Genomic DNA, 14530 nt, shown 5'->3' on the forward strand with positions numbered 1-14530 from the left:
GCCCGCGGGGTGCCCGTGCGCAGGTGCGTTGCGTCGGGCGGGCCGGGCGGCCACGATGCGCGGGTGCCGGAGCTGCCTGACATCGAGGACTACCTCGCCGCCCTGCGGCCGCGGGTCGTCGGCGCACGCCTCGACCGGTTGCGCATCACCGGCTTCTCGCTGCTGAAGACCTTCGACCCGCCGGTCTCGGCCATCGAGGGGCAGCGGATCACCGATCTGCGGCGGCTGGGCAAGCGGATCGTGTTCGTCTTCGACGACGTGCCCGGAGCGCCCGAGCCGCTGTTCGCCGTGCTGCACCTGATGATCGCCGGGCGGCTGCGGTGGCGCGAGGCGGGAGCCAAGATTCCCGGCAAACTCGGCATGGCGGCCTTCGACGTCTCCGACGGCCCGCTCGGCGACGGCACCCTGCTGCTGACCGAGGCGGGCACGAAGAAGCGCGCGTCGTTGCACGTCGTGCGTGGCGAGGCGGCGCTGGCCGAGCACGACCGCGGCGGGGTCGACCCGCTCTCCGTCGACCTGGACGGCTTCGCCGAGCAGTTGCGGCTGGAGAACCGCACGCTCAAGCGGGCACTGACCGATCCCCGTCGCTTCTCGGGCATCGGTAACGCGTTCAGCGACGAGATCCTGCACGCGGCGCGCCTCTCCCCCGTCAAGCGCACGCGGCAGTTGACCGACGAGGAACTCGCACACCTGCACGCGACGACACGGACGGTCCTGACGGACTGGATCCGTCGGCTGCGCGAACGCACCGGCGACGGGTTCCCCGAGGAGGTGACGGCCTTCCGGCCCGACTTCGCCGTCCACGGCAAGTACGGCGAGCCGTGCCCCGTGTGCGCCACCACGGTCCAGCGCATCCGCTACGCCGACAACGAGACCAACTACTGCCCGCGGTGTCAGACGGAGGGCAAGCTGCTCGCCGACCGCAGCCTGTCGCGCATCCTCAAGGAGGACTGGCCGAAGACGGTCGACCAACTCGAGGGCGCCTGACGCCACAGGGATGCCCAACGGTGCGAGGACAGCCGTCCTCTGCCTAGCACGGACGCCGAAATCGCGCCAGCGCCGTTGCAGGGCGTCTCCGGGGTGGGGTACGTGCGAGGGGGTCACGTTCTCCACAGCGCGTCTGGATGCCTCTGGAAGCGAAGGTCGGTCTGATAGGCTGGGAGTTCCTGCCGCTGCCCCCTCTCGGGCGTTGCGGCGTCTCCTCGCCACGAGAGGCTCTTGTTTTGGCTGCTGCCCCCGAGTCCGGCGTGCCCGAACCCGTTCCCGCGATGGGCAACGGGGACTACAGCGCGAAGAACATCACGGTCCTCGAGGGACTCGAAGCCGTCCGCAAGCGGCCGGGCATGTACATCGGCTCGACCGGTCCCCGCGGCCTGCACCACCTGGTGTGGGAGGTCGTCGACAACTCCGTGGACGAAGCGCTGGCCGGCCGCTGTTCGGCCATCGAGGTCACCCTGCTCGCCGACGGTGGCGTGCGCATCGCCGACGACGGCTCGGGGATCCCGGTCGACCTGCACGAGAAGGAGGGCCGCTCCGCCCTCGAGGTCGTGCTGACGGTCCTCCACGCCGGCGGCAAGTTCGACTCCCAGGCGTACGCGGTGTCGGGCGGTCTGCACGGCGTCGGCATCTCGGTGGTCAACGCCCTGTCGCGGCTGCTGGTCGCCGAGGTCCGCCGCGACGGTGGCCTCTACCGCCAGGCCTACGTGCGCGGGGTGCCGCAGGCGCCGGTCGAGCGCGTCGGCGACGCCGACCAGGCCGAGTACACGATCGAGGGATCCGCGACCGGCACGACGATCACGTTCTGGCCGGACCCCGAGGTGTTCGAATCCGTCGAGTTCTCGGTCGACACGATCACCCGGCGCCTGCGGGACACCGCCTTCCTGACTGCCGGCCTGCGCATCACCCTGCGCGACGAGCGCGAACTGGACGCGACCGAACTGCCCGAGGACGCCACGCCGGGCGAACCGCGGGTGACGGTCTTCCACGCCCCGGGTGGCCTGCGCGACTTCGTCGACCACATCCGCTCGACGAAGACCAAGGACGGCCTGCACCCGGTCATCCACTTCGAAGCCGAGGAGCAGGGCCCCAACGGGCCCCAGTCGGTCGAGCTCGCCTGCCAGTGGATCAACGACTACAACGACTCGATCCTGTCGTTCGCCAACACCATCAACACCCACGAGGGCGGCACCCACGAGGAGGGCTTTCGGACCGCGATCACCTCGGTCATCAACCGCTGGGCCAAGGACAAGGGCCTGCTGCGCTCCAAGGAAGTCGAGTCGCTCACCGGCGACGACCTGCGCAGCGGCCTCGTCGCGATCGTGTCGGTCAAGGTCGGCGACCCCCAGTTCGAGGGGCAGACGAAGACCAAGCTCGGCAACACCGAGGTGAAGTCGTTCGTGCAGACGACGACCTACGCCCGCATCGCCGAGTGGCTCGAGGAGCACCCGGCCGAGGGCAAGCTCATCGTGCAGAAGGCGGAGTCGGAGGCGCAGGCCCGCATCGCCGCACGCAAGGCCCGCGACCTCACGCGCCGCAAGTCGCTGCTGGAGTCCACCTCGCTGCCGGGCAAGCTGGCCGACTGCCAGTCCCGGGACCCGGCGGTGTCCGAGCTCTACATCGTGGAGGGCGACTCCGCCGGCGGGTCGGCGAAGATGGCCCGTGACCGCAGCACCCAGGCGATCCTGCCCATTCGCGGCAAGATCATCAACGTGGAGAAGGCGCGCCTGCCCAAGGTGCTCTCCAACACCGAGGTGCAGGCGCTGATCACCGCCATGGGCACCGGGTTCGCGGACGACTTCGACGTGGCCAAGGCCCGCTACCACAAGCTGGTGCTGATGGCCGACGCCGACGTCGACGGCGCCCACATCCGCACGCTCTTGCTGACGTTCCTCTTCCGGCACATGAAGCCGCTGATCGAGGCCGGCTACGTCTACCTCGCCCAGCCGCCGCTGTACCAGATCACCCACCCGACGCGGAAGAAGGAGGTCTTCTACGCCTTCTCGGACGCGGAACGGGACGCGATCTTCGCGCAGCTGCCCAAGGACAAGAAGATCGACGTGCAGCGCTTCAAGGGGCTCGGCGAGATGGACGCCGACCAGCTGTGGGACACCACGATGAACCCGGAGAAGCGCACACTCAAGTTGGTCACGATGGAGGACGCGGCCGTCGCCGACGAGATGTTCTCCATCCTCATGGGCGACGACGTCGAGTCGCGGCGCAACTTCATCCAGACCAACGCCAAGTACGCGACCCTGGACGTCTGATGCGTCGTGCCCTGCTGTGGCTCGGTGCCGGCGTGCTCGCGCTGGTCGTGCTCGTGCTGGTCACCGCACCCGAACTCGTCGGCGCCGACCTGTCGGGTGTCGCGGGTCTGCTCGGCATCGTGCTGCTCGCCGGGGTGCCGGGCGTCCTCCTGATCGGATGGCTCGCCGCCCGCCGCGCCCGCCGCGGCGATCACACGACCCCCGATCCTGGTGGCAACGGTGCCCTGCGGAGGAGGACCTGATGGATCGCACGCTGCGCGCCGCCGTGCTGGCGGCCTTCATCGGGTTCGCGACCGTCGCCGGGCTCGGAACCTTCCTCGGCTTCGACCCCAGCGGCTCCCTGCTCGCCGGCGTCGTTGTCGCGCTCGTCGCCGGGTTGCTGATCTGGGCCGCCGCCCGGCGCGCCGAGACGTTCCACCAGCCGACGCCGCCCTCCCCCGGCTTCCCCGGCCCGCCCGACCGGCCCGACGGCACGCCGTCGGACCCCTCGGACCCGGCCTTCGGGAGCGCCGACGCGCCGCCGACGGACACCACCCGCGACGACGACGAGCGCTGATCACGCGCCCGCTCGCGACCACCACTCGACTCGCTACCGCTGACGGAGGACCCCCGTGTCCGACGGACCCACGCCCCCGCCCGGGAACGACCCCGACCAGACCGGTCAGGACCCGCGTCCGGAGGAGCAGATCCCCGAGGTGACGCCCATCGGCACGCCCGCGCCGTCGCCGGGCGACCCCGTGGCGCGCGCGGAGGACGGCACGCCCGTCGACGAGTCCGGTGGCGTGCTCGCCGCCCGGGTCGAACCGGTGGTCATCGAGGACGAGATGCGCTCGTCCTACCTCGACTACGCCATGTCGGTCATCGTCGGGCGCGCGCTGCCCGATGCCCGTGACGGCCTCAAGCCCGTCCACCGGCGCATCCTGTACTCGATGGACGAGACGGGCCTGCGCCCCGACCGGCCCTACCGCAAGTGCGCGTCCGCTGTCGGCGACGTGATGAAGAAGTACCACCCCCACGGTGACTCGGCGATCTACGACGCGCTGGTCCGCATGGGCCAGGACTTCTCGATCCGCTACGAGCTCATCGACGGGCACGGCAACTTCGGGTCCGTCGACGGCGACCCGGCGGCGGCCATGCGCTACACCGAGGCGCGCCTGTCGCGGCTGGCCATGGAACTGCTGCGGGACATCGACGAGGACACCGTCGACTTCGTCCCCAACTACGACGGCTACGAGGAGGAGCCGGTCGTCCTGCCGGCCCGGTTCCCGAACCTGCTCGTCAACGGCTCGACCGGCATCGCCGTCGGCATGGCGACCAACATCCCGCCGCACAACCTCGGCGAGATCATCGACGCGACGATCGCGCTGATCGACGACCCGTCGTTGACGGCCGTCGACCTGATGCGCCACGTGCCGGCGCCCGACTTCCCGACCGGCGGGCTGATCCTCGGCAACCAGGGCGTGTACGACGCCTACACGACCGGCCGCGGGTCCATCAAGGTGCGGGCCGTCTGCACGATCGAGGAACCGGAGAAGGGGCGTGACCGCGAGCGCATCGTGGTCACGGAGATCCCCTACATGGTCAACAAGGCGACCCTGCTCAAGAAGATCGCCGACCTCGTCAACAGCAAGGTGCTCTCGGGCATCGCCGACCTGCGCGACGAGTCCTCGCGCGAGGGCATGCGCATCGTCATCGACCTCAAGCGCGACGCCAACGCCCAGGTCGTGCTCAACCAGCTCTACAAGCACACGCAGCTGCAGGACACGTTCGGGGCCAACATCCTCGCGCTGGTCGACGGCGTACCGCGCACGATCACGCTCGACCAGGCGCTCAGCCACTACATCGGCCACCAGGTCGACGTCATCACCCGTCGCACCCGCTACCGGCTGCGCAAGGCCGAGGACCGTGCCCACGTCCTCGAAGGACTGCTCACCGCGCTCGACCACATCGACGAGATCATCGAGCTGATCCGTCGCAGCGAGTCCGCCGACGCCGCCAAGCTGCAACTGATCGAGCGTTTCGAGCTGTCCGACGTGCAGGCGCAGGCCATCCTCGACATGCAGCTGCGGCGCCTGGCCGCCCTCGAGCGCCAGCGCATCCAGGACGAGTACGACGAGCTGCAGCGGCTCATCGCCGAGCTGCGCGAGATCCTCGGCGACCCGTCCCGCGTGCGGGCGATCATCAAGGACGAGCTGACCGAGATCCGCAACCGCTTCGCCGACGAACGCCGCTCGCGGATCGTGCCCGACGAGGGCGCGATGACGGTCGAGGACCTCATCCCCGTCAGCGACGTCGTCATCACGCTGTCCCGCGCCGGCTACGTGAAGCGCACGCCCGTCGACGCCTTCCGGACGCAGCGCCGCGGCGGCCGTGGCGTACGCGGGGCGGAGATGAAGGAGGACGACATCGTCGCCTCCCTGCTGACCTGCTCGACCCACGACCACCTGCTGTTCTTCACCAACCGGGGCCGCGTCTACCGGATCAAGGCCTACCAGGTCCCGGAGAAGTCGCGGGCGTCCAAGGGGGTCTACGTCGCCAACGTCCCCGGGCTCGCGCTCGAGCAGGGCGAGACCGTCGCCGCGGTCATGTCGCTCAAGGACTTCACCGGCGAGCGCTACCTCGTGTTCGCCACCAAGCAGGGCACGGTCAAGCGCACCCGCCTCGACGCGTTCGACTCCCCCCGCTCGGTGCTGATCGCCATCAACCTCAACGACGACGACGAGCTCATCGGGGTGGCCGTCACCTCGGGCGAGCAGGACGTCGTGCTGGTGTCGCGCAAGGGCTACGCCATCCGGTTCGCCGAGGAGGACGCGCGCGCGATGGGCCGGACCGCGGCCGGCGTTCGCGGCATGCGGCTGAAGAGCTCCGCGCCCGAGGAGAACGGCGACCAGGTCCTGGCCATGGGGGTCGTCGGCAACCAGGACGCCGACGACGACACCTACCTCATGGTCGTCACCGACCGCGGCTACGGCAAGCGCACCCCCATGGTCAACTACCCGACGCAACGTCGCGGTGGGCAGGGAGTCCAGACGGTGCGCCTCACCGAGGCCCGCGGTGGCCTCGCCGGCGCGCTCGTGGTCCCCTACGAGGCCGAGGTGCTGCTGGTCAGCGACAACGGCACACTGATCCGGATGAGCCTGGCCGACGTGCGGCCGATGAGCCGGTCGACCCAGGGCGTGAGCCTCATGAAGCCGGGCGACGGCGCCAGTGTCGTGGCGGTCGCGTTGGTCGTCGACGCCGACGAACCCGACGGCTCCAGTGCTGCGGACGTCGCCGGCCCGGCCGACGGGGACGGCAACGCCCAAGAGCCCCCGCAGTAGGCTCCGACGACTCTCGAGGGAGCACGCCCGTGGCGAGACGCCGCTCGACCGTGAAGCGCATCGACCCCTGGTCGGTGCTGAAGTTCGGCTTCGTCGTCAACCTCGCGCTGCTGGCGGTCGGCCTGCTGGTCGCCGCCATCGTGTGGATGATCATCGACCGGCTGGAACTCGTCGACCAGGCCTGCTCGATCGCCCTGGACGTCGGGTTCACCGCCTGTGGGGTCAACGCCGGCAACCTGTTCCGGGCGCTGATCCTGCTCGGGCTGCTGTGGGTGGTGGTACAGACTGCCGTCCTGGTCTTCCTGGCCTTCCTCTACAACCTGATCGCCGACCTGACCGGCGGGCTCACGTTCGGGATCGTCGACGACACGCCCGCCGGGCCGGCCCGCACGGTCGGCCCGCGCGCCGGCGCCGCGGCGGGTGCCGGCGCGGCGACCACCGGCCGCCGCAGCGGGGAGTTCGACCGGCCCGCGCAGCCACGCGGCACCGGCGACTTCGACCGGCCCGGGCAGGCACGAGGGACCGGCGAGTTCGACCGGCCCGGCGGCGAGCCACGCCACCAGGCGTCCACGCCCACGCGCGAGCCATTCGGTCGAGCGGGTGCGCAGACCGGGCGGCCGCCCGTCCCACCGCTGGGTGCCGACCCCGACGGCACCGGCTCCTGGACCGACGGTTTCGTCATCGACGAAGGCGCCCCCACGGGCCAGCGTCCCAGCGACAACGAACGCGACGACGACCTGTTCGGGCCCCGTTGAGCCCGGTTCGCCACGTCGCCGGCGGCTCGGTACGCTGCGCGTCGCCGCGGGGCCCTGGCGCCCCGCGTTCGCACGGGCCAATAGCTCAGCTTGGTTAGAGCGCACCCCTGATAAGGGTGAGGTCGGAGGTTCAAGTCCTCCTTGGCCCACTTCCGGTTGCCGCCGGGTTCCTCGGTTCCACTGCCGCCGGGTTCCTCGGCGGCGCTGGCGCGAAGCCGCAGGGTGGGCAGGACACGAACCGTCACCCGGCGGCGCTCGTCCCGCGCCGCCATCGCTGCCGCCGGGTTCCTCGGTCACGTCGGTGCGAAGCCGCTCGGTCGACGCGACACGAACCGTCACCCGGCGGCCCTCGTCCGCGCCAGCCGCGCGGTTCCGCGCTTCTCTGTGGCGGCCTCGGCGTTCTCTACCCCTCGGCCGGATGTCCGGCCCACACCGGGTGCGCGCTGCGCACCGGTGGCTAGGCTCGGGCGCGACCGCGTCCCACTGACGCCGCCGACATTGCGGGGAGGCACCCGATGGCCAAGACCGAGAAGCTCAGCAAGAAGGTCGCGAAGCTCGAGAAGAAGGCCGACGCGCTGCGCAAGCAGGCGGAGAAGAAGGGCAAGCAGCTCACCTCCCAGGCCGGCGACACGTTCGACACCCTCACCAAGGAGGCCAAGTCGCGCGTCGGCAAGGAGCAGGAGGAGGAGTCCGGCGGCGGCAAGGGCCGTTTCGCCCTGCTGCTGGCGGTGCTCGCCGGGGTCGCCGTGGCCCTGAAGCGCAAGCGTGACCAGGAGCTCGACGAGGCCCTCTGGGAAGAGCCCCGCTCGGTCTGACCTCGGCGTCGGCCTCGACGCCGACGCAACGCGTCGCGGCGGATGACCGCCGCGACGCTTTTCACCGCTGGCCCGGTCCGCCGTCCTGGTGGCCGGGCCGCGTGCGTGTCCGCTCCGGCGGCCGGTCGGCAGCCGGCAGCTCCAAGGAGCGCACCAGCGCGTCGAGGAAGCGCTCGACCACCCGTTGCTCGGCCTCGGACAGCCCGGCGACGACTCGGTCGATGCGACCCACCAGCTCCCCGAAGTAGCCGCCCGCGGTCGCCCTGGCGGTCGGACTGATGCCGATGCGGCGTCGCCGGCGGTCGTGCCGATCCGGCCGACGCTGCACGTGTCCCGCCCGCTCCAGCCGGTCCACCAGCCGCGTCGTCGCCCCGGTCGACAGCTGCAGGGCCTTGGCGAGTTCGCCGGCGGTCATCGGTCCGTCGGCGCGGGCGAGCAGCGACAGCGCCTGCAGGTCGGTGGGATGCAGGTGCTCCCGGGCGGCGAACCGGGTCCCGGCCGCATGCATCTGTGTGCCCACGGCGTGCAGCAGGGCCACGATGGCGCTCGCGACGGAGCGGTCCGCTGGCCGCGGGTGCTGCTGTCCCATGGAGGCCGTCCGATGCCGAGGCCGCACGAAGCCGCCACGGCGTCGGCCGCGCCGGCGCCGCCGCACGTTCCTCCGCGCGCCAGCGGTTCGGACCCACGGTCGGGGCCGGTCGGGTCCGTGGACCCGGACGTGCGGAGGGTGCCGGCCGGCGACGACCGCCTCGGGCGGACCGGCGCCGCGCTCAGCCGGTGATGCGGCCGTCGACGATCTCCACCACCCGGTCCCCCAGGTCGGTCACGCGCTCGTCGTGGGTCACCACCACCGACGCCACCCCCCGGTCCTTGACCTCCGAGCGCAGCAGCTCCATGACCTGGCGGCCGAGCTTGGAGTCCAGCGCCGACGTCGGCTCGTCCACCAGCACCAGCGCGGGGTCGTTCATCAGCGCGCGGCCGATCGCGACCCGCTGGCGTTGCCCGCCGGAGAGCGCGCTCGGCAGGTTGCCGGCCCGGTCCGCCAGCCCGAGCTCCTCCAGCAGGTCGTCGGCGCGACGCCTGGCCCCGGCGTCCACCCGGCCGCCGCCGAGCTCGCGGACCGCCAGCAGGTTCTCGCGTGCGGTCAGGAACGGCACCAGGTTGACGTTCTGGAACACGAACCCGATGCGCTCACGCCGGAAGCGGGCCAGTTCCTTCTCCTTCAGCCGGCCGACCTCGTCGCCGCCGACCGTGATGCGTCCGCGGTCGGCCGCGAGCAGGGCGCCGGCCACCGTCAACAGCGTGGTCTTGCCCGATCCCGACGGACCCATGAGCAGCAGCATCTCGCCGTCGTCGACCTGCAGGTGCACGTCATCGAGCGCCACGACCTCCTGGTCGCCGGCGCGGTAGGTCTTGCGGACCTCTTGCAGTTCGAGCGCGGGCATCGGGGTCTCCTGGGAGCGTTGCGGGCGGGCAGGCGGCGCGGACGGGTGGGCGGTACGGGGAGGTGGACGACGCAGACGCCTTCACGGTGCGCGCCGGGTCAGCCGATGGCCCGGGCGGGATCGATGCGCAGGATGCGGCGCAGCACGAGAGCGACCCCCAGGACCGAGGTCAGCAGCGTGGCGACGGCGATGGTCGCCAGCCGTTGCGGCTCGAGCCGGACGGGCAGGTCGGCGGGCAGCGCCGCCACGATCGCGACGGAGGCGAGCCCCCCGACGACCAGGGCGGCGACGGCGATCACCAGCGCCTGGACGATGACGCCGGCGACCAGGTCGCGCGAGCGGCCACCGATCGCCTTCAACACGGCGTACAGCCGGGCCCGCTCCAGGATCAACAGGGCGAAGAAGAGCGCCACCACCAGCAGCACGACCACGAACGTGATGCCGATGATCCCCTGGAACGTGGCCGACTGCTGGGCGACGACCGGTTGCCCGTCGACCAGCCCGGCCAGGTCGACGGTGGTGGTCGAGCCGGTCGCCTCGTCGATGAGGGCCGCGAGCGTCACGGGATCGGTCCCCTCCGCCGGCGTGACCACCAGCGCCTGCACCGTGCCGGGCGGCAGGGCCGCCTGGGGGGCGGCCGAACGCTGCAGCTCACGCCAGGCGTCCAGGTCGAGCCAGGCCGTGACGGCGCCCTGTGACACGTCGTCGGCGATCGCGGTGATGGTCACGGGTTCGTTGCCCGGACCGATGCGCAGCTCGTCCCCGACCTCGCCGGTCGTCAGCCGGGACAGCTGCGCGTCCAGCACCGCCTCCCCGGCACCCGGCGGGTCGGGCGGTACCTCGGTGCCCGTCTCGTAGCCGAAGACGGCGAGGTCGACCACCTCGCCGCTGTCCGGCACCGTGCCCGTGGTCACGAACGACGCGATGCCGCCGATCTCGGCCACCCCGTCGACGCCGGCCACGGTCTCGGCGACGTCCTCGTCGAGCAACGAGCGGCCGAGCTGCAGCTCGGCGCCGTCGTCGATGACCCACAGCCGCTCGCCCTGGGCGCGGAAAGCGCCGGTCTGATTGAGCTCGAGGCCGTCGAGGAAGCCGCCGAGGACGACCAACAGGACGACCAGCAGCGTCATGGCGAGACCCACCGGCAGGAACCGGCCGGGGCGGCGTCGCAGTTCACGGAGCGTGAGGCGCATGGTCGTCTCCCTCAGCCGAGCCCGGCGGCCTGGGTGGCCTCGACCGGTTCGATCTGCAGGACACGCCGGATGGCGCCGCTGGCCGCGATCACGCCCAGGACCAGGACCGCGGCCGCCGACGCGGCGATGGTCGAGACCGCCAGCTCCGAACCGAACAGGTCCTGCGTCGCACGCAGCAGCCCGACGGCCAGGCCGGTCCCCAGCAGGACTCCGAGCCCGACGACCGTGAGCACCTGTGCGAGCACGAGGCGAACCACGTCGGCGCGCTCGGCCCCGACCGCCCGGAGCAGCACCAGCGCGTCCCGCTTCTGGACCGTCAGGATCAGGAAGAACACGCCCGTGACGATCGTGACGACGACGTAGAGCAGCACGTAGAGGATGCCGAACGAGCGGCTGATGAGGTCCACGCCCGGCAGCGCGTCGACCGCTTCCGCGCGGGTCAGCGCCTGGACGTCCGGCACCCGGTCGGCGATGTCCTGGGCCAGGACCTCGACAGCCACCCCGTCGGCGGCGCGGACGGCCACGAACGAGGCCGGCGCCGCACCGCCCGGCCCGAGCCGGTCGGCCAGCGCCTGCTCGTAGGTGTCGAAGGGCACGTACAGGGTGGTGGCGACGTTGTAGCTCGCGTCCGCGGCGATGCCGACCACCTCGACGTCGAGGTCGTCGCCGACCTGCACGGTGGCGCCGACGGGGAAGTCCTCGCCGAACCCGCCGCTGGAGGCCAGGGCTTCGCCGGGCGCCGTCGGCAGCCGCCCCTCGGCGATCGCCGAGGGGGAGCCGGGCGCCCCCGGCGTGATGCCGACGAGGATCGCCTCCTCCTCGACCCCGCCGGACGCCGCGACCACGAAGGTCTGTGCGACGGCGGCGGCCTCGGCGACGCCCGACACCCGGGACACCTCGTCGACCGTGGTCATGGGCAGCACCGACACCACGGGGTTGGCCCGCGCGGTCGCGTCGTAGACGACGACGTCGGCGTCGGCCTGTTCGAGCCCACCCGTGAACCCGGCCAGCAACGAACCAGCGACGGACTGGAAGAACAGCAGCAGGAACACCAGCAGCCCGACGGCGCCGGCCAGCAGGACGAACCGCAGCTTGGACCGGCGGATCTCTCTCAGGGCGAGTCTCATACGGGGCAGTATCACGACACTCTGTCGTGTTGTCAACACCGTGTCGTGAAAGCTCGCGGCGCGCTAGGCTGCGCGGCATGCCGTCCATCTGGGGAGAGACACTCGGCGAGCACCGGGCGTTGGTGCTCGACCGGCTGGTGGACGCCTTCGCCCAGCTCGTGCGCGAGCGCGGATTCGAGGCGACCACCATGGCCGCGGTGGCCGAACGGGCCGGCCTCGCCCGCAGCGCCGTCTACAACCACGTACGCGACAAGCACGACCTGCTGCTGACGCACACCGCCCGGGTCCTGGAGCGCACGGCCGCCGACCTGCAGGCCGCGCTGGACGCCGAAGAAGGTGTGGAGCGCAAGCTCGCCCGCTTCGTGCACGTGACCTTCCACAGCTGGGCCGCGGAACCCGGCGCCGGGCACGACGTCATGGCGAGCCTCGACGAGGACGAGCGCGAACGGCTCCTCCGTCAGCTCGCGCCGATGGGGCAGATGCTGGCGGACGTCCTGCGCGACGGGGTTCAGAGCGGTGAGCTGGCGGGGGGCCAACCCGAGGAGCTCGCGCGCTTCGTCTTCGCGACCCTGGAGGGCTACCGCCTGGCCATTGCCTCCGGGGAACTCGATCCGGACCGCACGGCACAGCAGGTGACCCGGCTGGTGCTGCACGGGGTCATCGGCACGCCGGGCTGAGTGGTCGAGGGCCACGGTCCCCGTGCACGGGACAGGCGCCCCTGCCCAGCCGGGCGTCGGATCGTGACCATCGGGGCTCGCGACCGGCTGCCAGGGGGGAGGCGGCGGATGCCCGCGTGGCCGAACACACGTACGACTTCCACAGGTGTGACCACAGGTGTGGAAGTCCAGGCGTGTTCCTCGTCCACATCCCCACAGGTTTGTCCACATGCTCGCGGCCGGGCCGGCCGGTCGCCTCCGCAGCCCGAACGGCCGTGGTCCGTTCGACGGTCCCGCTTCCTAGGGTCTCCTCGACGCCGATGTCAGGGATGCTCGTGCGCACTCGTGTTCTGGCCCTGTCCGCTGCGTTCGCGCTCTTGCTCACCGCCTGTGGGGACGGCGGCGGGGGCGTGGACCTCGACGACCCGGGCGCGGAGCCCGACACCGGGGATCCCGGCGTCGAGGGCGAGGGCGAGGCCGCCGGCCCGGAAGGTGGGACGCTCGTCGCGGCCATCGGCGGGGAACCCGACCAGCTCAACCCGCTGACGACGACCTCGTCGTTCGCGTTCACCGTGCTGGAGAACGTGTACGACACGCTGGTGCAGCCCGGCGAGGACCTGCAGATGGAGCCCGCGCTCGCCGAGTCGTGGGAGACCTCCGACGACCTGCTGACCTGGGTATTCACCCTGCGTGAGGGCGTGACGTTCCACGACGGCTCCGAGCTGACGGCGGACGACGTCGTGGCTTCGATGGAGTACATCCGTGACGAGGGTGCCAACGGCTGGCGGCTGGAGGCCGTCGACGCGTTCGAGGCGACCGACGACTACACGGTCACGATGAACCTCAACCGTCCGGCGCCCAACCTGCTCGAGCAGCTCGGGCCCTTCAAGGGCATGGCGATCGTGCCGTCCGAGGCGATCGAGGGCGGCACGCTGGGTGACGAGGTGGTTGGAACGGGGCCGTTCCAGCTGACCTCGGCCAGCGCCGACGTCATCCAACTCGAGGCCTACGGCGACTACTGGGGCGAGGGCCCGTACCTCGACGGCATCGAGTTCCGGATCATCCCGGACGAGGGCGTGAAGCTCACCAACCTGGAGACCGGCGAGGTCGACTGGATCGACTCGGTCCCGCCGGAGCAGGTCGTCGACCTCGAGGGCCGTGACGACCTCGTGATCGGTCGCACCCCCGGCAACGACTACTGGTACATGGCGCTCAACAACGAACGCGAGCCCTTCGACGAGGTCGAGGTGCGGCGCGCCATCGCGTTCGCGCTCGACCCGGCCGCCATCGCCGAGGCCACCAACTTCGACGCCGCCACGCCCAACGAGACCGCGATCCCCGAGGGCAGCTTCTGGTACCACGAGTACGCGCCCTTCGGGCACGACCCGGAGCAGGCACAGCAACTGCTCGACGAGGCCGGCGTCGACGGGTTGTCGATCGACCTCATGGTCACCAACGAGTTCCCGGAGACGGTGACCGGCGCGCAGGTGATCGCGAGCCAGCTCGGCGAGGTGGGCATCGACGTCCGAATCCGTACCGAGGACTTCACGACCTGGCTGGCCGATCAGGGCGAGGGCGACTTCGACGCCTTCATGCTCGGTTGGCTCGGCAACATCGACCCGGACGACTTCTACTACGCCCAGCACCATTCCGAGGGCGTGAACAACTTCCAGGGCTTCGCGGACCCCGAGGTGGACCAGCTGCTCGACGACGCACGGGTCGAGGTCGACGACGACGCTCGCAAGGAGCTGTACGACCAGGCGGCCGAGCGCATCGTCGACCAGGCGTCGTACATCTACTTCTACAACCCCGACATCGTCGAGGCCTGGTCGCCGGCCGTGAGCGGCTACGAGACCCGGGCCGACTCGGCGACCCGTTTCGTGGACACCCGTATCGAGAACTGACCGCGTCGGCCCGGACGCGCGTCGCCGCGTCCGGCCGCCATCCGACAAGGAG

General features: G+C 71.3%; 13 protein-coding genes and 1 tRNA gene. 10 read left to right on the forward strand and 4 right to left on the reverse strand.

What is annotated here, in order from left to right:
- Nucleotides 1-63: 63 nt before the first annotated feature.
- The 8 genes from ACERM0_RS15295 to ACERM0_RS15330 all read left to right on the forward strand — a co-directional run bounded on the left by ACERM0_RS15295 (nt 64) and on the right by ACERM0_RS15330 (nt 8153).
- A complete protein-coding gene (locus ACERM0_RS15295; protein ID WP_373679480.1) occupies nt 64-987 on the forward strand; it encodes an Fpg/Nei family DNA glycosylase in 924 nt (307 codons plus the stop codon).
- Nucleotides 988-1268: 281 nt separating this feature from the next.
- Nucleotides 1269-3263 carry a DNA topoisomerase (ATP-hydrolyzing) subunit B gene (gyrB, locus tag ACERM0_RS15300; protein ID WP_373679654.1) on the forward strand — a complete coding sequence of 665 codons (1995 nt, stop codon included), beginning with the start codon at nt 1269-1271 and terminating at the stop codon, nt 3261-3263.
- On the forward strand, nt 3263-3505 hold the full coding sequence (locus ACERM0_RS15305) for a hypothetical protein (RefSeq protein ID WP_373679481.1): 243 nt from the start codon (nt 3263-3265) through the stop codon (nt 3503-3505). Before gyrB ends, ACERM0_RS15305 begins: the two co-directional genes overlap by 1 nt.
- A complete protein-coding gene (locus tag ACERM0_RS15310) occupies nt 3505-3819 on the forward strand; it encodes a hypothetical protein (RefSeq protein WP_373679482.1) in 315 nt (104 codons plus the stop codon). Before ACERM0_RS15305 ends, ACERM0_RS15310 begins: the two co-directional genes overlap by 1 nt.
- Nucleotides 3820-4000: 181 nt before the next feature.
- A complete protein-coding gene (gyrA, locus tag ACERM0_RS15315) occupies nt 4001-6583 on the forward strand; it encodes a DNA gyrase subunit A (RefSeq protein ID WP_373679655.1) in 2583 nt (860 codons plus the stop codon).
- A gap of 29 nt (nt 6584-6612) precedes the next feature.
- Nucleotides 6613-7338, forward strand: coding sequence for a DUF3566 domain-containing protein (locus tag ACERM0_RS15320; RefSeq protein WP_373679483.1), 726 nt, complete (start codon nt 6613-6615; stop codon nt 7336-7338).
- A gap of 74 nt (nt 7339-7412) precedes the next feature.
- A tRNA-Ile gene (locus ACERM0_RS15325) sits at nt 7413-7487 on the forward strand.
- 366 nt (nt 7488-7853) lie between these two features.
- A complete protein-coding gene (locus ACERM0_RS15330) occupies nt 7854-8153 on the forward strand; it encodes a hypothetical protein (RefSeq protein ID WP_373679484.1) in 300 nt (99 codons plus the stop codon).
- A 61-nt stretch (nt 8154-8214) separates the two neighbouring features.
- On the opposite strand, the gene ACERM0_RS15335 is transcribed toward ACERM0_RS15330, so the two are convergent.
- From ACERM0_RS15335 to ACERM0_RS15350, 4 genes are all read right to left on the reverse strand, one after another.
- Entirely contained in the window at nt 8215-8742 is a 528-nt protein-coding gene (locus ACERM0_RS15335) for a MarR family winged helix-turn-helix transcriptional regulator (protein ID WP_373679485.1), read from the reverse strand.
- Between the two features lie 181 nt (nt 8743-8923).
- A complete protein-coding gene (locus ACERM0_RS15340; RefSeq protein ID WP_373679486.1) occupies nt 8924-9598 on the reverse strand; it encodes an ABC transporter ATP-binding protein in 675 nt (224 codons plus the stop codon).
- 98 nt (nt 9599-9696) lie between these two features.
- Nucleotides 9697-10791, reverse strand: a complete 1095-nt coding sequence (locus ACERM0_RS15345; protein WP_373679487.1) for an ABC transporter permease — start codon at nt 10789-10791, stop codon at nt 9697-9699.
- Between the two features lie 11 nt (nt 10792-10802).
- Entirely contained in the window at nt 10803-11918 is a 1116-nt protein-coding gene (locus ACERM0_RS15350) for an ABC transporter permease (RefSeq protein ID WP_373679488.1), read from the reverse strand.
- Nucleotides 11919-11995: 77 nt separating this feature from the next.
- On the opposite strand from ACERM0_RS15350, the gene ACERM0_RS15355 reads away from it, so the two are divergent.
- Nucleotides 11996-12595, forward strand: a complete 600-nt coding sequence (locus ACERM0_RS15355) for a TetR/AcrR family transcriptional regulator (protein WP_373679489.1) — start codon at nt 11996-11998, stop codon at nt 12593-12595.
- A gap of 299 nt (nt 12596-12894) precedes the next feature.
- Nucleotides 12895-14478 carry an ABC transporter substrate-binding protein gene (locus ACERM0_RS15360; protein WP_373679490.1) on the forward strand — a complete coding sequence of 528 codons (1584 nt, stop codon included), beginning with the start codon at nt 12895-12897 and terminating at the stop codon, nt 14476-14478.
- The last annotated feature ends 52 nt before the right edge of the window (nt 14479-14530 follow it).

Source organism: Egicoccus sp. AB-alg2, assembly GCF_041821065.1.
In the GTDB taxonomy this organism is placed as follows: domain Bacteria; phylum Actinomycetota; class Nitriliruptoria; order Nitriliruptorales; family Nitriliruptoraceae; genus Egicoccus.